Raw genomic sequence first — 20924 nt, 5'->3', positions numbered from 1 at the left:
CACAGCCACGGTTTCTTCTCCCCAATTGGGCAGAAGAAACCGTGGCGCGCCCGAGAGCCGACGCGCCTTCAGTATCAAAACTTTTATGAAATGTAAACAAACACCGTTGCGATGGTCAACAGAAAAAGTCTGCGGCCGGACCCGTCAGGCCGGGCCACGGAGCGATCATGGCAGTGGAGGAAGCGGGTGGCGGGCGCCACCCAAGCGTGTCAGGCCGCGAGTTTCAGCCCACCGATCCCCGTGGCGTCGAAGGCGGCGAGGAACGGACCCACCTGCTCGGCCTTCAGCGCCACATTGGGCGGTCGGATCGTGCGCCACGCCGCGTTGCCGGTCGCACGGGCGACGATCTCGCGCAGGCCCCCGATCAGCGGCACGGTGGTGCAGACCCGGCGCGTGGCCGTGAGCACCGTCTGTGCGGCCTCGGCCGCGGCGGCGTCGCCCTTGCGGAAGGCCGCGACCACGCGGCCGCCGGCCGAGCAGTTCACGTTCGAGGCCGCGGTGATGCAGCCGGCGCCGCCCTCGCGCAGAATCCGCAGCAGGAACTCGTCGGAGCCGGAGTAGACCTCGAACCCATCCTTCGCGAAGGCGTCGATCATCGCCTTCATGTTCGCGTAGTCGCCCGAGCTGTCCTTCACGCCCTTGATCGTGCCCGGGAAGGCCTTGATCAGCCGGCCGATCAGGTCGAGCGAGAACGGCACCGCCGACTGTTGGGGGAAGTGGTAGAGATACACCTTGATCCCGCCGCCGACACGCTGGATCACCTCCGAGAAATAGGCGAACAGCCCGTCATCGCTCGGGTTTTTGTAGTAGAAAGGCGGCAGCATCAGGACGCCCGGGCAGCCCAGCGCCTTGGCCTTCCTGGTCAGTTCGACGCTGTCGGTGAAGGACGCGCAACCCGTCCCGGGCATCATCTTCGCCGCCGGGATGCCGGCCTGGACCAGCCCCTCCATCACCGCGATCCGCTCGGCGGCCGAGAAGCTGTTCGCCTCGCCGGTGGTGCCGAGCACGCCGAGCCCGTCGCAGCCATTGGCGAGCAGCCAGCGGCAGTGCTCCGCCATGAGTGCGACATCGGGCGAGAGATCGGCCTTCATCGGCGTCAGCACCGCGGCGTTCACGCCGCCATAGATCGCCTCGTCGAGCATGGTCATGGGCGGGTTCTCCCTTCGCTTGCCGGCGGCTTAGCGCCCTTCGCCCCCTTTGGCCAGCGCCGCGGCCACGACGCGACATGATCCTCGAGCGCGCCTGCCACCCGCTCGGACACGGCGCGCCCGCGCACTGAAATCCCGGCCTGGTGGACGGTCTCCGGATCGCCCGATACCAGCGGATGCCACCATGCGAGCGTCTTGCCCTCGGCGCGCAGGCGATAGGCGCAGGTGGGCGGCAGCCAGTCGGCCTGGTGTACCTCCTCGGGCGTCAGGCGCACGCAGTCCGGCACGCGGGCATGGCGGCGGGGGTAGTCGGTACAGCGGCAGAGGTCGAGATCGAGCAGCCGGCAGGCGACCGCGGTGTAGGCGAGTGCGCTGTCATCCGGGTCGCGCAGCTTGTGCAGGCAGCAGCGGCCGCAGCCGTCGCACAGCGCCTCCCACTCGGCCGGGGAGAGCTGCTCCAGCGTCTTGGTGTCCCAGAACGGGGGCGCGTCCGGCATGGCGTAGGACGCTACGCCGCGCTGGACGGTGAGGGAAGCCAGGCTACTCCTGGCTCCAGCGGATCAGCGCGGCGCGCAGGTTGTCCGAGCCCGGATTGTGCACCTCCATGGTCAGCACGATCTGCTCGGCGCTGACCTGCCGGCCGTAATAGGCGGCGTTCTCCTCGTTGCGCCGCGCCAGGATCGAGCCCTCCAGCGACACCCCGGCATAGAGCCCGCGAGACTTCGCGACCGACACGACGTCGGCCCGCAGTGCGGCCGTGGTGCCGCCAGCGATCCCGGCGCCGAGATGCGCGACCGCGACCGACGCGTCGGCGCCGAACTTGAACTGGCTCTGCAGGATCGCGTTCAGCGCGCGGTCGTTCATCACGAACAGCATCACTTGGCTGTCCTGCACGCCGATCTGAAGCCCGAGGCTGCCCCCGCCCATGCCGTAGAACGCGGGGCTCGACCAGTTGCCGGCGCCGTCGCGCGCGACCAGCACGCCCGAGCCACCCTCGCCGCCGAGGATGAAGCCGCCGCGGAACACCCGCGGGAACACCATCACCGCGCGCGCGCGACGCAGCACCGTGCGCGCATCCACGCCATGCTCGCCGCCCATGAGTTCGTTCACCGTCAGGGTCGCGCGATCGACCAGCGCCTGCTGGTCCGCCTGCGCGGCCGCGGCTGCGGGCAGCATCAGCGCCGCGGCGGCGACCGCCAGCCCGCGCCGGGTGAGAGACCACGTCATGCCAACCTCCTTCTGCCGGGTGGCGCGAATCGGCGGCAAGCCTAGCACGCCCTCACTCGCCGACGTTCAGCAGCAGCCCCTTGCGTCGCGCGGTGCGGAACACGGCCGTGAACAGGCCCGCCGCGGCGCCGAGCCACACCAGGTTCAACGCCGTCGCCGCGGCGAGGTTTCCGCCGGCGAACCGCCCCTCCAGCAGGGCCGCGCGCATGCCCTCGAACACGTGGGTCGCGGGAATCGCCAGGGCCACGGGCTGGAGCCAGGGCGGCAGCACGCCGACCGGGTAGAACACCGCCGAGAGGGGCGCGAGCCCGAACAGCACCGACCAGGCGAGCGCCTCGGCGCCGGCGCCGTAGCGCAGGATCATGGCCGTCACCGCCAGCGCCACCGCCCAGCCCATCGCCATCAGGTTGGCGAAGAACAGCGGCAGCGCCGGGCCGATCGCCAGGAGGTCGAAGGCGTAGAGCACGAACGCGAGCACGATCGCCGGCACGATCCCGGCGAGCATGCGCAGCACGCTCATTGCGATCAGCCCGCCGATCAGCTCCCAGGGCCGGATCGGCGAGACGAACAGGTTGCCCAGGTTGCGCGACCACACCTCCTCGAGGAACGAGATCGCGAAGCCCATCTGGCTGCGCAGGCACACCTCCCACAGCAGCACCGCGCCGATCAGCACGCCCGAGGCGGCGGCCGCCCAGCCGGACTGGCGCACCATGAACTCGGTGACGAAGCCCCAGATGCACATCTGCAAGACCGGCCAGTAGGCGAGCTCCACCAGCCGCGGCCACGAGCGGCGGTAGAGCGCGAGGTGGCGGTAGATCAGCCCCCAGATGCGGCGGAGCGAGCCGGTCATTGCACCCTCACGAGGACCCGGGGATGGAGCGGCGCGCCAGCGGCGCGTCACTTTATCACTTTACGACTTTATCGCTTTATCCGCCCCGCGCGGGGCCGGGCGAAGCGGGGCGGCGGCGGGACGGCGCGCAGCCTAGCGCACGCCTGCGCCAGAACCGGACGCGGCCCGCCCCGCTCACCGAACTGTCAGGCCGCGACCTTGCCGCCGGGTTCCCTCTCCCGCGCCGGACCCGGGTCGGGGCGAGGGCGCCGCGGCCCGCGCCAACCGCCCCCTCATCCTGACCTTCTCCCCCTGGCCGGGGGAGAAGGGACGCAGCGTTGCCGCCGGGTTCCCTCTCCCGCGCTCGGACCCAGGTCAGGGTGAGGGCACTGCCCGCGCCCGGTTCAAGTCCAGGAGCCGCGCCAGCGCCTCGTCCTCGCCCACACCCGCGTCCCACCCATAGGCCGCCGCCACCGCCGCATCGAGCGCCGCATGCGCATCGACCAGCCACTGCGGGCGGGCATTGTAGAGATTCGTCAGGGTGCGGGTCTTCAGCACGGCCGCCGCCTCGGCCGAGACGGGCAGCAGCCGGTCGGGGAAGCCCGGCACCACCTCGGGTTTGCGGCGGACGAGATCGGGCGGGTTGAGCCAGGCCTCGCGCAGCGCGTCCAGCCGTTGCGCGGCAGCGGCGATCGCGGCGGCGCGCGGGTCGGACGGGTCGGGCGGACGGTCGGGGGTGAGGCCCTCGGGGAGGGGGAAGGTCTCGAAGGTGGTGGTGGGGGTGTAGCGCGGGTCGTTGCCCACGCCGAGCCACGTGCCGAGCCGCAGCGCCCAGGCTTCGTGGAAGCGCGAGTGCAGGATGCCGAAGGTGGTGTCGTCGTCGCGGGCGGTCACCATCAACTGACAGTCCGGCAGCACCGGGGCCGGCACCCAGCGGAACACGCGGTGCTTCGCAACCTCCGGCGTGGCGATGAAGCGCGCGAGCGGCGCAATCGCCGCGCGCATGTCGGCGCCGCTCCGCCCGAAAAGCCACCATCGTTCGCGCCGCTGCCGGTCGCGATTCTGATCACGCAACGGCTTCACGTGCCGCAGCACATGCGCGAACGGCGCCTCGTAGAGCGCGGCCTGCTCGGCTGTCAGCCCGGAGAAGTCGATGATCCAAAGGTCGCGCGGGCGGCGCACGAGATCGATGCCGATCCAGGACGGTCGCAGCACATCCGCGTTCGGCCTCCCGTTCGGGTTGGCCGGCAGGTGCAGCCAGTCCCGCGCCTGCTCACCCGGCACCTCGAACGGCCCGACCTTCTTCGAGCCCTGGAAGCAGCGCCCCGCGTTCTCGCGCAGCGGACGCGCCTGCGTCAGATCGCCGCCGCCGCCGGACAGATCGGCATTGATCGCCGTCACCGGTTTGCCGTCCAGTGTGATCGCGTCGGATGGCGGCTCACCGAAGCAGATCAGCGAGACGCGCACCGCCGCGCTGTCCACGATCCATTCCTCGTCGGACCACGCTTCGAAGATCGTCTGGCCGCTGTCGCGGATGCGATCCAGCACGCCCCGGCTCGCCTGCCCGCCGATGCTGTTCGTGGCGACCAGCCCGGCACGCTTCGCCTTGCCACTCGCGATCTGGGCGCGCGCCTTCTCGAACCAGTAGGTGACAAGATCGGCCGAGCCCGCGATGCGGTCGCCGAACACGCGGCGCAGCGTCGCATAGTCGGCGTCGCCGAGCGCCCGGCGAATGAACTGTCCGCCCAGGAACGGCGGATTCCCCACAATCGCCTCCGCCGCCGGCCACGACGCCTCGCCCCCATCCGCCGTCAGCAGCGCATCGCGGCATTCGATCCCCGGCAACGGCCGCAGCACGGGATCGCGCGCCACATCAAAACCGTTGCGCCGGTTCCACTGGATCTCGCCGATCCAAACGACGAGGCGCGCGAGCTCCGCCGCATACGGGTCCTTCTCGATCCCCCGAACGCTCTCCGGCCCCACAGCGAAGGCGAGCGGACGCGCAAGCCCCAGCGCCTCCGCCGCGATCCCCACCATGCGCTCGAAATCCTTCAGCGCCTGCAACGACAGATACAGGAAGTTGCCCGACCCGCAGGCCGGATCGAGCACCCGGTAGCCGCGCAGCCGTTCCATGAACGCGCCGAACACCTCGCCCGCCCGCCGCTCCGCCCGCGTGCGCGCGGCCCCCTTCGCGGCCTTGCCGAGCAGTGCGGCGATCTCCTCCCGCGCCGCCTGCCACTCGGCCGCGAGCGGGCGGATCACCACCGGCTCCACAAGCTGCATGATCTGGCGCGGATCGGTGTAGTAGGCGCCGATCTGGCCCCGCTTCTCCGGGTTCAGGAAATGCTCGAACAGCGTGCCGAAGATCGCGGGGTCGATCTGCGACCAGTCGAGCGCGGCGATCCCGCGCAAGAGGCGGATGTCGTCGCGCCCCACCGGCAGCGCCTCGGCATCCGCGAACAGGTCGCCGTTGAACCAGGGCACCGGCTCGAAATCGATCACGCCGCCCGGCCGCGCCATCGCGGCGAACAGCTTGGCGCAGTTCTCCGCGAACCGGTCCGGGAACCGCTCCGAGGCCGCGAGCATCCGCGGCACCAGTCCGTCGGGCAGCAGGCCGATATCGTCGGCGAACAGCGAGAACACCCACCGGTCGATGAAGCGCGCGATCGCCGGCGCGGGATGGCCCTGCGTCGCCAGCCGTGCGGCCAGATCGGCAAACGCGTCCGCCGCCTCCTTGGTCGCCTGCGCGCGGGTGCGGCCGGGGCGGAAGAAGTCGGGGTCGGTCCAGGCCCGCTTCAGCCGGTCGCGCTGCGCGGCATCCGCGAGGTCCTCCAGCCCGAACCGGTGCACCTCGTGCACCGCGTTGGTCCAGTTCGTGTGCAGTTCGATCCGCCGGCAGTCCGAGACGATCAGCAGTGGCGGGTTGTCGAGCGCCGGGGCGTATTGCTGAAGCTGTGCGTAGGCGGGTGTCAGGTCGGCGCCGGGGCGCTTGTATTCCCAGCCGAAACAGCCGCGGCGGAACACATCCGCCCAGCCGCGCGCCCCGGTGGTCTTGCCGAGGCCGTACTCGAACACGTAGCCCTCGCCGTCCGGCGGGGCAGCGACGCCGAGCAGGTCGCAGAGATCGCGGAAATGCGCCTGGGCGAGCTGGCGTTCGGTGCCGTCGCGGGTGCGCCAGGCGGCGATGAAATCGGCGGGCTGCATGAGACGGAGCGTTGCGGGTGCGGGCGGTTGGGGCAACCCCCTCACCCTGTCCCTCTCCCCCGTTCCGGGGGCGAGGGAGTGGCCGTCGGGTTCCCTCTCCCGCGTGCGGGAGAGGGACAGGGTGAGGGTGCTGCGACCCGGGCCAACGCCCCCTCATCCTGACCTTCTCCCCCTGGCGGGGGAGAAGGGACGCAGCGTCGCCGCCGGGTTCCCTCTCCCGCGCTCGGACCCGGGACAGGGTGAGGGTGCTGCGACCCGGGCCAACCGCCCCCTCACCCCAACCCTCTCACCCATTCCGGGGGCGAGGGAGTCGCCGGGTTCCCTCTCCCGCTTGCGGGAGAGGGACAGGGTGAGGGTGCTGCCCGCGCTCGGTTCAACTCCAGCAGCCGCGCCAGCGCCGCCGTCCATGCCGGCACGCCCTGGTCCGGTGCCGGCGGGATCGGCGTGGCGCTGGACGATGCGCTGAACGTCTTCCAGCGGAACCACGCCCACCTGATCTGACCGGTGCGCGCGCGGCACGCCATGGCGCGAAACACACGCCTGTCACGACCCCGCAACAGGCCGACCGCCGAAACCGCCCGCGTGGCTGCGATGGCACGCCGCTTGCTGCGCAGGGGATGATGACGGCGCCAAGCTGCGCGCGCCGCAGCCAACACCAACGGGAGACGACCATGATCGGACGCCGCAGTCTGCTCGCGACCGCCGCCGCCGTCGCGGCGGTGCCGGGCCCGCTCGCCGCGCAGACGCGCACCCGCGACGTGCGGGTCGGCTTCAGCCAGGACGCGCTGACCCTCGACCCGGCGAACCACCGCAACCGCGAGACCCAGACCATCATCCGCAACATCCATGACGGGCTGCTCACGCGCGACCCCGCCATGAAGGTGGTGCCCGAGATCGCCGAGTCCTGGCGCGCCGTCGATGCCAAGACCTACGAGTTCCGTATCCGTTCGGGCATCCGCTTCCACTCCGGCGACCCGCTCACCGCCGAGGACGTCGCCTTCACCTTCAACCGGCTGGTGAAGGACAACGCCATGGGCGGGCAGACCAGCCCGCGCAAGGGCCTGCTCGGCCCGCTCCAGGACACGGTGGTCGTGGACGAGCGCACCGTGCGCATGATCCTGGGCGAGCCCTGGCCGATCCTCGGCGCGATGCTGCCGTTCCAGGAGGTGGTGAACCGCCGCCATCTCGAGCGCGTCGGCCAGGAAGGCATGCAGACCCGCCCCGACGGCTGCGGCCCCTACAGGCTGGCCGAATGGCGCCGCGGCGAGGCGGTGATCATGGAGCGCTTCGACGGCTACTACGGCGGCTCGACCGAGATCCCGCCGGCCGGCCCCGCACAGGTGGACCGCGTGATCTTCCGCGTCGTCCCCGAGAACAGCGCGCGCATCGCCGCCCTGCTCGCCGGCGAGGTGGACATCATCAACGAGCTGCCGCCCTCTGCCATGCGCCAGGTGGAGGCGAGCGCCAACGCCGACGTCGCCAAGGTGAACGGCACGCGCACCTTCTTCGTCTCGCTCAACAACGCCAAGGCGCCGTTCTCGGATGTGCGCGTGCGCCGCGCGCTGAACCACGCACTCGACAAGGGCGCGATCATCAGCCGCATCCTCAACAACACCGCGACCGCGCTGCGCGGCGTGATGAGCCCCGATGCCTTCGCCTTCAACGCCGATCTGCCGGAGTACCGCCACGACCTCGCCCGCGCCCGCGCGCTGCTCGCCGAGGCGGGCGTGGCCGAGGGCACCGAGCTGGTGATCGACACCACCGCCGCGCTGAAGGAGGTGGGCGAGGCGATTGCCGCGCTGCTCTCGCGCACGGGCCTGCGCGTGCGCGCGCAGATCTGGGAGGGCGCGGTGCTGACGCCGATGTGGCAGAACCCCGACCGCCGGCGCGAGCGCGACATGTATCTCACCTCCTGGGGCAACGGCTCGCTCGATCCGTCCGACATCATGGTGCCGACGCTGCGGACGGGCGGGCGCGGCAATTCGGCGGGGTTCTCGAACACCGAGGTGGATCGGCTGCTCGATGCCGCCGAGACCGAGCCCGATCAGGGCAAGCGCGCCGAGATGTACCAGCGCGCGCAGGCGATCGTGACCGACCAGGCGCCGTGGATCTTCCTCTGGCTGCCGCAGGATCTCTACGGCGTCTCGAAGCGCATCGCCGGCTGGACGCCGCAGGCCGACAGCCGGATCAACCTGCACCGGGTGCGCATCGCCTGACCGGAGCGGCCGCTCCGCCATGACCGCGACCCGGCTGGCCGAGCGGCTCGCCCAGCTTCTGCCGGTGCTGCTCGGCGTCAGCCTGATCGTCTTCCTGATGATCACGCTGACGCCGGGCGACCCGGTGGAGATCATGCTCGCCGATCAGCGCGCGACCGAGGAGCAGGCGGCCGCGCTGCGGCGCGATCTCGGCCTGGATCGCCCGCTGGTCGAACGCTTCCTGGTGTTCCTCGGCAACGCGCTGCGCGGCGATTTCGGCATCTCGTTCTTCCACCGCCGGCCGGTGTGGGACGTGATCGCCGAACGGCTGCCGGCGACCATCGAGCTCACGCTCGTCGCGCTGATCGTCGCGATCCTGGTGGCGATCCCGCTCGGCGTGATCGCGGCGGTGAAGCGGGATCGCTGGATCGACCGCGCGCTCTCCGCCGCGTCGCTGTTCGGCGTCTCGCTGCCGGGGTTCTGGTTCGGCATCCTGCTGATCCTGCTGTTCGCGGTGGAGTTCCGCCTGCTGCCGGTGGGCGGGCGGATCGGCTTCGCCTTCGAGGTGCCGCGCGCCACCGGCTTCATGCTGATCGACACGCTGCTCGCTGGCGATCCGGCCGCCTTCGGCAACACGGTCGCGCATCTGGTGCTGCCCGCGGTGACGCTCGGCCTGCCGACCGCCGCCCTGCTCGCGCGCGTGGTGCGCAGCGCCATGGCCGAGGTGCTCGCCTCCGACTACGTGCTGTTCGCCGAGGCCAAGGGGCTCTCGCGACGGCGCGTGCTGCTGCGCCATGCGCTGAAGAACGCGCTGATCCCGGCCGTCACCGTCACCGCGATCGAGACCGGCTCCCTGCTCGGCGGCAACATGATCGTCGAGACGGTGTTCGGCTGGCCGGGGCTGGGGCGCCTCGTGGTCGAGAGCATCTTCGCGCGCAACTATCCGCTCGTGCAGGCCGCCGTGCTGCTCTACGCGGTCACCTATGTGCTGCTGAACTTCATCGCCGACCTGCTCTACACCGCGCTCAACCCGAAGGTGCGGCTGTGAGCGCGGCCGCGATCGAGGACCGCCCGATCTCGCCGCTGCGGCTGGGGCTGATCCGCTTCGCTGGCAACAAGACCGCGCTCGGCTCGGCGATCGTCATTCTCGCCTTCATCGTCATCGCCCTCGCCGCGCCGCTGATCGCGCCGCACGATCCGGCCGAGGCCGACCTGTTCCGCCGCCTCCAGGCCCCTGCCTGGGCCGAGGGCGGCGAGTGGGGCTTCCTGCTCGGCTGCGATGGGCTCGGCCGCGACATCCTCTCGCGGCTGATCTACGGCGCGCGCGTCTCGCTGCTGGTCGCCGGGCTTGTGATCGCGATCGCCGCCGCGATCGGCACGATGGCGGGGCTTGCCGCCGGCTATCTGCGCGGCTGGACCGACACGCTGATCTCGCGGCTGGTCGATACGCTGCTCGGCTTCCCCTATCTCGTGTTCGCGATCGGGCTGATGGCGATGATGGGGCCGGGGCTGCACAACATCGTCCTCGCGCTGGTCTACAAGGAGTGGGTGTTCACCTGCCGCGTGGTGCGCGGCGAGACGCTCGCCGCGCGCGAGCAGGACTATGTCGAAGCCGCGCGCGCGGTCGGCTGCCGGCCGCTGCACATCATGCTGCGCGAGATCCTGCCCAACGTGCTGTCGCCGGTGCTGGTCGTCGCCACTTTCCGTATGGCCTACGTGATCATCATGGAGGCCTCGCTCTCGTTCCTCGGCCTCGGCGTGCAGCCGCCGACGGCATCGTGGGGCTCGATGGTCGCCGACGGGCGCGACTTCCTGGTGGACGCCTGGTGGGTCTCGACCGTGCCGGGCCTCGCGATCCTCGCGCTCGTGCTGTCCATCAACCTCGCGAGCCAGGGGCTGCGCGACGCCTTCGACCCCAGGCTGCACACCTCATGACGGCGCTGTTGTCGGTGCGCGGCCTGCGCACGGTGTTCCCGACGCGGCGCGGCCCGCTCGCCGCCTGCGACGGCGTCGATCTCGACATCGACCCCGGCGAGGCGCTCGGCGTGGTCGGCGAGTCGGGTTCGGGCAAGAGCGTGACGTTCCTCTCCGTGCTCGGCCTCGTGCGTCCGCCCGGACGGATCGAGGCGGGTGCGATCCTGTTCGACGGCACGGACCTCGCGCGCCTGCCGCCGTCGTCGCTGCGCGCGCTGCGCGGCCGCGCCATGGCGCTGGCGATGCAGGACGCGCTCTCTGCCCTCAATCCGGCCTTCACCATCGGCACGCAGATCATCGAGACCGTCCTGACACACGGGCTCGCGCGCAGCGGGACAGAGGCGCGCGACCAGGCGGTGGCGCTGCTGCATCGCGTGGGCATTCCGTCGCCGGAACGGCGGCTCGACGACTACCCGCACCAGTTCTCGGGCGGGATGCGCCAGCGCGCGATGATCGCGATCGCGCTCGCCGGCCAGCCGCGCCTGCTGGTCGCCGACGAGCCGACGACGGCGCTCGACGTCACCATCCGCGCCCAGGTGCTCGACCTGATCGACGAGCTGCGCGAGGAGACCGGGCTGGCGGTCGCGATGATCACGCATGATCTCGGCGTGGTCGCCGAACGCTGCGCGCGGGTGATGGTGATGTATGCGGGCCAGGTGGTGGAAACCGGGCCCACCGCCGAGGTGATCGCCGCGCCGCGCCACCCCTACACGCGCGGGTTGATGGCGAGCCTGCCCTCGCTCGAGGACCCTGACCGCCCGCTGCACGCGATCCCGGGACAGGTGCCCGATCTCGCGCGCGTCGATGCCGGCTGCCGCTTCCGCAACCGCTGCCCGCTCGCGATCGAGGCGTGCGCCCAGCCCGTCGCGTTGCGCGCGGTCGCGCCCGGCCGCTGGTCGCGCTGTCTGCGCGCCGAGGAGGTCGCATGACCGCGCTGATCGAGGCGCGCGGGCTGGCCAAGGCCTATCCGCTCGCGCGCACGCTGGCCGCGCGGATCACGCGCGCGCCGGCGCCGAGCGTGCGCGCGGTGAACGGGGTCGATCTCGATATCGCGCGCGGCGAGACGCTCGGCCTGATCGGCGAATCCGGCTGCGGCAAGTCCACGCTCGGCCGTCTGCTGATCCGCCTGCACGACCCGACCGGCGGCACCATCCGCTTCGACGGCCAGGACATCACCACCTTGCCCGAGGACGCGCTGCGGCCCCTCCGGCCGCGCATGCAGATCATCTTCCAGGACCCCTACGCGTCGCTCAACCCGCGCCGCACCGTGCGCGAGATCGTCAGCCTGCCGCTCACGCTCCATGCCAAGCTGCGCGGGCCCGAGGCCGAGGCGCGCGTGGCGCAGATGCTCGATCGGGTCGGGCTCGCGCGCGCGCACATGGACCGCTACCCGCACCAGTTCTCCGGCGGTCAGCGCCAGCGCATCGGCATCGCCCGCGCGCTGATCCTCAAGCCCGAGTTCGTGGTCTGCGATGAGCCGGTCTCGGCCCTCGACGTCTCGGTGCAGGCGCAGGTACTGGGGCTGCTGCGCGATCTGCGCGCCGAGATGGGGCTGACGCTGCTGTTCGTCAGCCACGACCTCGCCGTGGTGGCGCATCTCGCCCACCGCATCGCCGTCATGTATCTCGGCACGATCGTCGAGGAGGGGCCGCGCGATGCGGTAACGAAACGTCCCGCGCATCCCTACACCCGCGCGCTGCTCGCCGCCGTGCCGCGGCTCGACCAGCCGGGGGCCGCGCGCAAGCGCCATGTCGGCGGCGACCTGCCCTCGCCGCTCGCCCCGCCTCCCGGCTGTCCGTTCCATCCACGCTGCCCCGAGGCGGGCCCGCGCTGTTCGCGCGAGGTGCCGCGCCCCGTGCCGCTGGAGGCAGGGCATCGCGCCGCGTGTCACCTGCTCGACGGAGGCGTGGCGTGACGCCGCTTGTCGTGCTGGAGGGCGATGCGCACGCGCGCGGGCTCGGCCAGGCGCGCGCCTGTCCGGACGCCGCGCCGGCGGTGCGCGCGGCGATCCGCGATCGGCTGGCGGCCGCCCCGACCGGCACGCCAGGCGCGCGCGCCTTCCTCGCCGCCCAGCACGAGGCGACCGCGCGGCTCGCCCCCGAGGCGCTGGCCGAGCTCGCCGGCATCACCGAAGGCTTCGGGCTCGATCCCGACGAGGGGTTCGTCTTCCTCCATCTCGGCTGCCTCGCCGATCTCGCTGGCCTGCCCGACGACCGTGACGGCTGCACCGCCTTCGCGCGCGCGGGCCGGGTGGCGAAGAACCGCGACTTCCGCCCCGAGCACGCCGCCCTGCAACGCGCCTTCGCGCATCGCGATCCCGCCTGGGGCGGGCGCAGCGTGTTCTGCCTCGGCTCGCTCGGTGCGCCGGGCGCCTGGTCGTCGGGGATGAACAGCGACGGGTTCGCCCTCGCCGACACGCAGATCCCGACGGCCGAGCACGGCCCGGGAATCCTGCGCTACTTCCTGATGAACCGGCTGCTCGCCGGCTGCGCCACGGTGGCCGAGGCGCTCGAGCTGATCCGCGCCCTGCCGCATGCGGGCGGCGGCAGCCTGGTGCTGGCCGACGCCTCGGGTGCGGCGGCCGCGGTCGAACTTCGCCACGGCCGCGTGGAGATCGAGCAGGGCGCGTGCGTCGCGCGCACGAACCACTCTACGGGCGCGCCCGACCGGCTCGCCCCGGTGAGCCACTCGGAGGCGCGGCTCGCGACCCTGCGCGCGGCGCTGGCGGACACCGCCGATGCGCGCGCGATCCTCGCCCTGCACGCGCCCGAGGCGCTCTGCCGGCACGAACCCGACCCTTCGCCGACCCTCGCCGGCGCGGTCTACGACACGCCCCGCCGCAGCGCCGCGATCGCCTTCGGCCCGCCCTGCACCGCGCGCTGGCGGGTCTTCGCCCTGGGCGCCGAGGGATGGCGCGAAACGCACGCCTAGGCGTAGTCTCCGCGCAGGACGGGCGCGGAGACCAGTTCGCCATGGCCTATGCCGACCTGCTGGGCGAGCACGAGAGCCTCAGGGCCGTGCGCGCGCTGGTGGCGCGCATCGCCGAGAGCCCCGTGCGCCAGGTGCTGCTCTACGGCGAGACCGGCACCGGCAAGGGCCTGGTCGCACGCATGATCCACCGCATGTCGGCGCGCGCGAACCGGCCCTTCGTGGACGTGAACTGCGCCGCGATCCCGGCCACCCTGATGGAGTCCGAGCTGTTCGGCCATGAGCGCGGCGCCTTCACCGGCGCGCAGGCGACCAAGCAGGGGCTGATCGAGGCGGCGCATGGCGGCACGCTGTTCCTCGACGAGATCCGCGAGATGGATCTCCAGCTCCAGGCCAAGCTGCTGACCCTGCTCGACACGCAGCAGTTCCGCCGCGTCGGCGCGGTGAAATCGGCGAGCGTGGACGTGCGCTTCGTCGCGTCCAGCAACCGGATCCTGCTCTCCGAGGTCAAGGCCGGGCGGTTCCGCGACGATCTCTACTGGCGGCTCCAGGTCGTGCCGGTGAACATCCCGCCGCTCCGCGCACGCGGCGACGACGTGCTGCTGCTGGCCGAGGCGTTCCTGCGCCACCACGGCGCGCGCTGCGGCCGCGTGATCCGCGGCCTCGAGCCGCGCGTGGCGGAGATGTTCCGCCGCTACTCCTGGCCCGGCAATGTGCGCGAGCTCGAGAACCTGATCGAGCGCATCGCCATCCTGGAGACGGACGAGCTCGTTCTCGTGAAGCACCTGCCCGACCGGATCGTGCGCGAGGTGGAGGGGCGGGCGCCGCCCGCGCTCTCCGCCGGCGAAGGGGCGGCGCTGCCGCTGCATCGCGGCTTCCACGAGGCGAGCGAGGACTACCAGCGTGCCCTGATCACCGCCGCGCTGAAGGAAGCCGGCGGGCGGCACGGCCGCGCCGCGCAGCGGCTCCGGCTGTCGCGCCACGCGCTCAGGCACCGGATGCTGAAGCTCGGCATGGCGGAGGCAACGGCGGCATAACGCTCTGCGCGCGGCCGCCCCACCAGCCCCGCGCGCGATGCCCTCCGCACGAAGGCGTGGCCTTCGTGCTCTGGGCATGAACTGGCACGCCGCGTGCAGTCCCGGCGTCACACCACGAGGGAGACGCCGATGACCGAGGTGAGCATCCTGTGCCCGACCGGGCACCTGGGCTTCACGCCGCTGGAGAAGGACAGCTTCCTCGCCGGCTGCGAACTGAGGCCCGACTTCATCATCGCCGATTCCGGCTCCTGCGACATCGGCCCCTATCCGCTCGGCGCCGACGGCCAGGCGAGCCCGGCCGCCTGGCAGCGCCACGACCTCGAAATCATGCTCACGGCCGCGCGCCGGCTCGGCGTGACGATGATCGTCGGCTCGGCCTCCGACACCGGCACCGATCGCGGCGTGGATCAGTTCGCGGCGCTGATCCGCGAAATCGTCGCCGAACACGGACTCGCGCCGTTCCGCATGGCGACCATCCACGCCGAGCAGACGCGCGAGGCGATGCTGGCGCGGCTCAATTCCGGCGTGCCGATCACGGGGCTCGACGGGCGGGCGGATGCCGACGCCTCGGTGCTGGCGCGCACCGATCGCATCGTCGCGGTGATGGGTGCGGAGCCGATCGCCGCGGCGCTGAAGGATGGCGCCGAGGTGGTGATCGCCGGCCGCGCCTCCGACTGCGCGCTGTTCGCCGCCCCCCTGCTGAACGCCGGGATGAGCCCGGCCACCGCCTACTACGCCGGCAAGCTGATGGAGTGCGCCTCGTTCTGCTGCGAGCCCTTCATGGGCAAGGAGAGCATTCTCGGCCGCATCCGCGAGAACGACATCCGCGTCACCGCGATGCATCTCGGCCAGCGCTGCACGCCGGCCTCGCTCGCGAGCCACGCGATGTACGAGCGGCGCGATCCCTATCGGGAATACGTCGCCTCGGGCTACGTGGACATGAGCAACTGTCGCTACGAGCAGCTCGACGAGAAGACCACGCGCGCCTCGGGCGCGGTGTTCGTCCCCTCCGCCCAGCCGATGGTGAAGCTGGAAGGTGCCGGCAAGGTGGGCGAGCGCCGCCTCGCCGTCGTCGGCATCCGCGATCCCTACACGATCGAGAACATCGACAAGGCGATCGCCTGGGCGCGCGCGCGGCTCGCCGAGCGCTTCGGCGCGCCCGAGCAGGCGGGCTGGCGGGTGTTCTACCACGTCTATGGCCGCAACGGCGTGATGGGCGATCTCGAACCCAGCCCGCCCGCGCGCGCGCACGAGCTCGGCATCGTCGTCGAGACGGTCTGCCAGGATGGCAGGCGGGGCGAGGAGATCTGCGCGCTCGCCGCCCGCAACCTGTTCTATGCCCGCCTCGCCGAGGTGAAGGGCACGGCGGGGGCGGCCGCGCTGATGGCCGACGAGGTGCTGGTCGGCAAGCCCGGCTACGAGTGGACGCTGAACCACGTCACCCCGGTGAAGGACCCCTCGGAGCTGTTCCGCACCACGTTCCATGCCGTCAACGGTTCCGCGCGAAAGGCCGCCTGAGATGATCCGCAACATGCCCACGCTGCGCGATCTCGCCAGCACCATCCGCAGCAAGAACGCCGGCGTCGATCATATCACCTTCGACCTGATCTTCCGCGACCGCGCGAACTTCGAGCGCGTGCGCGACTCGAAGGTGCTGACGCCGGACAGTGTGGCCGCGCTCTACCGCATCCCGCGCGAGCGCATCACCGACTTCGTGGTGTTCGAGCCGGCGAACGCGATCAAGTTCACGATCAAGCGGGAGCGCCCCTCCGGTTCGCCCGGCGAGCATGACGTGTTCGGCTCGCAGCAATACGCGCCGCTGTTCGGGGTCGAGGTGCCGTGACGCGGGTTTCGTGAAGCGAAACCTGTTTTTCGTGGCCGGGATGGGACGCTGCCCCTAGTCTCGCCGCGGTCGGGCCTTCGCGCCCGGCCGCAGCAACGAGGGGACGGTGCGGAGCGAGGCAGAGCCGGTGTCAGGCACGGACGAGGGCGCGAACCGCCCCGACCAGCCGCCCGCGACCTTCGAGGAATCACGCCGGCTGATCGCCGCCGCCAGCCACTTCATGCCCGGCGGCGTGTCGAGCAATTTCCGCATGGGCATGGTGCCGACGCCGCTCGTGGTCGAGCGCGCGGACGGCCCCTATCTGTTCGACGCCGACGGCAACCGCCTGATCGACTACTACCTCGCCATGGGGCCGATGATCCTCGGCCATAATCCCGAAGTGGTGCGCCGCGCGGTGATCGCTCAGCTCGAACGCGGCCTGCTGTATGGCGGGCAGAGCCGGATCGAGGCCGAGGCGGCCGAGCTGTTCTGCGCCCTGGTGCCGTGCGCGGAGAAGCTGCGCTTCGCAGGCTCCGGCTCCGAGGCGGTGCAGGCGGCGCTCAGGCTCGCGCGCGCCGCCACTGGCCGGCGCACCGTGATCAAGTTCGAGGGCCACTACCACGGCTGGTTCGACTCCGTGCTGGTCTCGGTCGCGCCCCCCGTCGACCGGGCCGGCGAGCGCGCGCACCCGAACCGCATCCCCGGCAGCGCCGGCCAGGACGAGACCGCCTGGGGCAGCGTCGAGGTGCTGTGCTGGAACGATCTGTCGGCGGTCGAGCAGCGCCTTGCCGCCGGTGACGTCGCCGCCGTGATCATGGAGCCGGCGATGTGCAACGCCGGCGCGATCCTGCCCCTGCCCGGCTATCTCGAAGGCGTGCGCGCGGCGTGTTCGCGCACCGGCACAGTGCTGATCTTCGACGAGGTGATCACCGGCTTCCGCGTCGCCCCGGGCGGCGCGCAGCAGCGCCTCGGCGTTACGCCCGATCTCGCCACCTTCGGCAAATGCGTCGCCAACGGCTTTCCGGTCGCCGCGGTCGCCGGCAAGGCGGCGCTGCTCGACCTCTTCGCGACCGGTGGCGCGCTACATGGCGGCACCTACAACGCCCATCCGGCCAGCATGGCGGCGACCCTCGCCACCCTGCGCACGCTCGCGGATGGCCGGGTGATCAACGCGATCGAACCGCTCGGGCGGCGCTTGATGGACGGGATCGCGTCCATCCTCGCCAGGGCCGGCATCCCGGCCACCGTCACCGGGTTCCCGCAGATCTTCCACGTCGCCTTCGGGCTGACCGAGCCGCCGCGCGACTGGCGCGATCTGCTGCGCGTCGACAAGCCGCGCTACATCCGCTTCTGCGGCGAGCTGCTGAAGCACCGCGTGCGCGCGCTCGAACGCGGCGCCTGGTTCCTCTCCGCCACCCACGACGGCCTGGTGATCGAGGAGACGCTCGCCTCGGTCACGGAGGCGGCGCAGGCGGTCTGATGCGCGTCGCCCTCGGCTCGATCTTCCAGGAGAGCAACACCTTCGTGCCGTTCCGCACGGGGATGCAGGGCTTCCTCGACCACTATGTGCGGCGCGGCGACGAACTGCTCACCGGCTTCGGCGCGGCGCGCGTCGAGATCCCCGGCATGCTCGCGGTGCTGCGTGACGCGGGTGCGACCCCGGTACCGCTGCTCGCGGCCTATGCCGGCGCGGGAGGGCCGGTCGAGCGCGCGGTGTTCGAGGCATTGCTCGGCGACATGTTGGCGCGGCTGAAGGCCGCCCTGCCGGTGGATGGCGTGCTGCTCGCGCTGCACGGCGCGATGGCGGTCGAGGACGAGGAGGACGCCGAGAGCGAGATCATCGAACGCGTGCGCGCGCTCGTTCCGCCCGGCACGCCCATCGGCGTCTCCTTCGATCTGCACGCGCACGTCACACCGCGCCTGCTGCAACCGGACGTGTTCATCGTCGGCTACCAGCAATACCCGCATATCGACCTCTACGAGACCGGCGAGCGCACCGCGCGGCTGCTGCTCGACGCGCTTGCCGGAAAGCGGAAGCCCGTGATGGCGCTGGCGAAGCGGCCCATGCTGATCAGCCCGGTGAACGGCCGCACCGCCGACGGCCCGCTCGCCGAGGTCGCGGCCGCGGCGCGCGCGTTGGAGGCAGGCGGCCCCGTGCTGCACGCCTCGCTGTTCCCGGTGCAGCCGTGGCTCGACTTCGAGGACCAGGGCTTCGGCGTGCTTGTCTGTGCGGACGGTGGCCAGACGGCAGCGCAGGCGGCTGCCGACCACCTCGCGGACATGACGTGGGAACGGCGCGAGCGCCTGCTGCCGGAGCACACACCGCTCGAGGAGGCGATCCGGATCGGCCTCGGCGAGCCGGGCCTGACGGCGGTGGGCGACAGCGGCGACGGCCCGAGCGGCGGGGCAGCCGGCGACAACGTCACGGTGCTGCGCGCCCTCATCGCCGCTGGCGCGGACCGGGCGCCGCGTCTCAGCTACCTCACCCTTGTCGATCCGCCGGCCGCCAAGGCAGCGGCTGCGGCAGGTCCTAGCGCCACCGTGCTGCTGCGCGTCGGACACCACTTCTCGACGGCAGACGGCAGCCCGATCATGGTCTCCGGCCGGGTGCAGGCACTCACCGACGGCGACTATGTGATGCGCGACGCCGGCGCCGAGGGGACGCTGGCACATATGGGGCTCGCGGCGGTGATCGCGATCGGCGCGATCCGGCTCGCGCTCCGTTCGGTGCCAGGGCTCGAATGGGACAGCGGGATCTACCGCTCGGTCGGGCTTGATCCGCGTGACGCGGCGCTGGTGTTCGTGAAGTCGCCGTCGCATTTCCGCGCCTCCTACGCGCCGATCGCCGATCGCATCCTGGTCGCCGACACGCCGGGGCCGACCTGCACCAACCTGCGCAAGGTGCCGTTCCGGCGTGTCCGCCGGCCGGTGCATCCGCTGGACCCGATCTGACATGCGGGCTCGACACGCGCAGCACCCGGCAGGACGATGCGATGCGCCCAAGCGGCGGGGAGAGGGATGATGCGTCTCGGTGTCCTCCACATCACGCAGGAGACGAACGACTTCAATCCCGTGCCGACGACGCTGCGCGACTTCGAGTCCTTCGGCATCTTCGAGGGCGCGCCGATCTTCGCCACGCTGCGCGGTGTCGGCTTCGTCGGCGGCTTCCTCGCCGCGGTCGAGGCGTCGGCGCATCCGATCGAGCCGGTGCCGATCTTCCGCGCGCACTCGACCGCGGGCGGACGCATCGACCGTGCGTCGTTCGCGTTCTTCGCGCGCAAGATCCGCGAGGGGCTCGCGGCCGCCGGTCCGCTCGATGGGCTGGCCTTGCAGCTCCATGGTGCCTGCGCGGCCGAGGGCGAGGACGACGTGGAGGGCGCGCAGGTGGCGCTCTGCCGCGAGATCCTGGGGCCGGAGTTCCCGATCGTGCTCGGCCTGGATCACCACGCCAACGTCACCCGGCGGATCATGGCGAATGCCACCGCGATCGTCGGCCACCGCACCCAGCCGCATGATCCGTTCGATACCGGACGGATCGGCGCCGAGCTGCTGATCCGCATCTGCGCCGGCGAGGTGCGCCCGGTGATGGCCTGGCGCAAGATCCCGCTGATGTCGCACCAGGAGCAGTTCCTCACGGCCAGGCCGCCGATGAAGACCTGGTTCGACCATGCCCGCGCGGCCGAGGCCGATCCGCGCGTGCTGCACATCGCGCCCTTCCCGATGCAGCCCTGGCTCGATGTCGCCGAGGGCGGCTGGAGCACGGTCGTGGTTACCGACAACGACCCGGCGCTCGCCGAGCGGCTCGCCGATCAGTCCGCCGATCTCGCCTGGTCGCTGCGCGATGCCTTCCAGGTGAAGGAGGCCGTGCCGGTGGACGAGGCAGTGCGCATGGCGGATGCCGCGCCGAAGGGCGTCGTCGCGCTGAGCGATACGGGCGACACCGTGGCGGGCGGAGCGGCCGGCGACAGCAACCTGATCCTGGAGGCGATCCTTCGCCTCGGCATCACAAGCCGCGCGCTGATCCCGATGATCGCGCCGAAGGCGATCGCGCGGCTGATCGCCGCCGGCGAGGGGGCGACGGTCACGCTGCCGCTCGGCGGCGAGAGCGCGCCCGCCTTCTTCACCCCGCTCGAGGTGACCGGGACGGTGCGGCGGATCGGCGGCGGCATCGTCGAGGCCGACAACCCGCATCAGCGCGCGATCGACCTGGGCCGCGTCGTCGTGCTCGAAACGGGGCCAGTCACGCTGCTGATCAGCGAGCTGCGCGGCGTCGGCGGCAACATGCCCGAGATCTATCGCCCCTTCGGCATCGAGCCGCGCGACTACAAGATGGCGGTGCTGAAGACCGCCTCGAACTTCCAGTGGTTCGCGCCGATCTCCTCGCAGGTGATCCGGTGCGACACGCGCGGACCGGGACAGTCGGACCTGTTCACCCTGCCCTGGCGTCGCATTCCGCGACCGATCCATCCGCTCGATCCGGTCGCCCATTGGCGGGAGGCGCGCGCAACCGCATGAGCGCCACCCCGTCGTCACGCAACAGAGGAGGCCATACCGAGATGA

Annotated in this window: 17 protein-coding genes; 12 read left to right on the top strand and 5 right to left on the bottom strand. The window is 71.6% G+C overall.

Annotation, left to right across the window (positions count from 1 at the left end; genetic code table 11):
* Positions 1–209: 209 nt before the first annotated feature.
* From ACTIFU_RS01215 to ACTIFU_RS01195, 5 genes are all read right to left on the bottom strand, one after another.
* On the bottom strand, positions 210–1148 hold the full coding sequence (locus ACTIFU_RS01215; protein ID WP_439576451.1) for a dihydrodipicolinate synthase family protein: 939 nt from the start codon (positions 1146–1148) through the stop codon (positions 210–212).
* Entirely contained in the window at positions 1145–1645 is a 501-nt protein-coding gene (locus ACTIFU_RS01210; RefSeq protein WP_439576450.1) for a YcgN family cysteine cluster protein, read from the bottom strand. The genes ACTIFU_RS01215 and ACTIFU_RS01210 overlap by 4 nt, the downstream gene beginning before the upstream one ends.
* Positions 1646–1688: 43 nt before the next feature.
* Positions 1689–2375 carry a lipid-binding SYLF domain-containing protein gene (locus ACTIFU_RS01205; protein WP_439576449.1) on the bottom strand — a complete coding sequence of 229 codons (687 nt, stop codon included), beginning with the start codon at positions 2373–2375 and terminating at the stop codon, positions 1689–1691.
* Positions 2376–2427: 52 nt separating this feature from the next.
* A complete protein-coding gene (locus ACTIFU_RS01200; protein ID WP_439576448.1) occupies positions 2428–3225 on the bottom strand; it encodes an ABC transporter permease in 798 nt (265 codons plus the stop codon).
* Between the two features lie 354 nt (positions 3226–3579).
* A complete protein-coding gene (locus tag ACTIFU_RS01195) occupies positions 3580–6408 on the bottom strand; it encodes a class I SAM-dependent DNA methyltransferase (RefSeq protein WP_439576447.1) in 2829 nt (942 codons plus the stop codon).
* 671 nt (positions 6409–7079) lie between these two features.
* On the opposite strand from ACTIFU_RS01195, the gene ACTIFU_RS01190 reads away from it, so the two are divergent.
* From ACTIFU_RS01190 to ACTIFU_RS01135, 12 genes are all read left to right on the top strand, one after another.
* On the top strand, positions 7080–8624 hold the full coding sequence (locus ACTIFU_RS01190) for an ABC transporter substrate-binding protein (protein WP_439576446.1): 1545 nt from the start codon (positions 7080–7082) through the stop codon (positions 8622–8624).
* 19 nt (positions 8625–8643) lie between these two features.
* Positions 8644–9651, top strand: a complete 1008-nt coding sequence (locus ACTIFU_RS01185; protein WP_439576445.1) for an ABC transporter permease — start codon at positions 8644–8646, stop codon at positions 9649–9651.
* On the top strand, positions 9648–10538 hold the full coding sequence (locus ACTIFU_RS01180; RefSeq protein WP_439576444.1) for an ABC transporter permease: 891 nt from the start codon (positions 9648–9650) through the stop codon (positions 10536–10538). The genes ACTIFU_RS01185 and ACTIFU_RS01180 overlap by 4 nt, the downstream gene beginning before the upstream one ends.
* Positions 10535–11506 (top strand): ABC transporter ATP-binding protein, encoded by a 972-nt coding sequence (locus ACTIFU_RS01175; RefSeq protein ID WP_439576443.1) that lies wholly within the window; start codon positions 10535–10537, stop codon positions 11504–11506. Before ACTIFU_RS01180 ends, ACTIFU_RS01175 begins: the two co-directional genes overlap by 4 nt.
* The gene (locus ACTIFU_RS01170; protein ID WP_439576442.1) at positions 11503–12492 is read left to right on the top strand and encodes an ABC transporter ATP-binding protein; all 990 of its coding nucleotides are present in this window, start codon (positions 11503–11505) and stop codon (positions 12490–12492) included. Before ACTIFU_RS01175 ends, ACTIFU_RS01170 begins: the two co-directional genes overlap by 4 nt.
* Complete coding sequence (locus ACTIFU_RS01165) at positions 12489–13508, top strand: C45 family autoproteolytic acyltransferase/hydolase (protein WP_439576441.1); 1020 nt, start codon at positions 12489–12491, stop codon at positions 13506–13508. The genes ACTIFU_RS01170 and ACTIFU_RS01165 overlap by 4 nt, the downstream gene beginning before the upstream one ends.
* A 41-nt stretch (positions 13509–13549) precedes the next feature.
* Positions 13550–14542, top strand: a complete 993-nt coding sequence (locus tag ACTIFU_RS01160) for a sigma-54 interaction domain-containing protein (RefSeq protein WP_439576440.1) — start codon at positions 13550–13552, stop codon at positions 14540–14542.
* A gap of 129 nt (positions 14543–14671) precedes the next feature.
* The gene (locus ACTIFU_RS01155; protein ID WP_439576439.1) at positions 14672–16060 is read left to right on the top strand and encodes an acyclic terpene utilization AtuA family protein; all 1389 of its coding nucleotides are present in this window, start codon (positions 14672–14674) and stop codon (positions 16058–16060) included.
* 13 nt (positions 16061–16073) lie between these two features.
* A complete protein-coding gene (locus tag ACTIFU_RS01150; protein ID WP_439576438.1) occupies positions 16074–16385 on the top strand; it encodes a DUF4387 domain-containing protein in 312 nt (103 codons plus the stop codon).
* A gap of 106 nt (positions 16386–16491) precedes the next feature.
* Positions 16492–17844, top strand: coding sequence for an aspartate aminotransferase family protein (locus ACTIFU_RS01145; protein WP_439576437.1), 1353 nt, complete (start codon positions 16492–16494; stop codon positions 17842–17844).
* A complete protein-coding gene (locus tag ACTIFU_RS01140) occupies positions 17844–19316 on the top strand; it encodes a M81 family metallopeptidase (RefSeq protein ID WP_439576436.1) in 1473 nt (490 codons plus the stop codon). The genes ACTIFU_RS01145 and ACTIFU_RS01140 overlap by 1 nt, the downstream gene beginning before the upstream one ends.
* Positions 19317–19385: 69 nt before the next feature.
* A complete protein-coding gene (locus ACTIFU_RS01135; protein ID WP_439576435.1) occupies positions 19386–20879 on the top strand; it encodes a M81 family metallopeptidase in 1494 nt (497 codons plus the stop codon).
* The last annotated feature ends 45 nt before the right edge of the window (positions 20880–20924 follow it).

This window comes from Elioraea sp., assembly GCF_051860475.1.
GTDB lineage: Bacteria > Pseudomonadota > Alphaproteobacteria > Acetobacterales > Acetobacteraceae > Elioraea.
The sequence above is the reverse complement of the archived record's forward strand: the minus strand, read 5'-3'. Positions and strand labels throughout refer to the sequence as shown.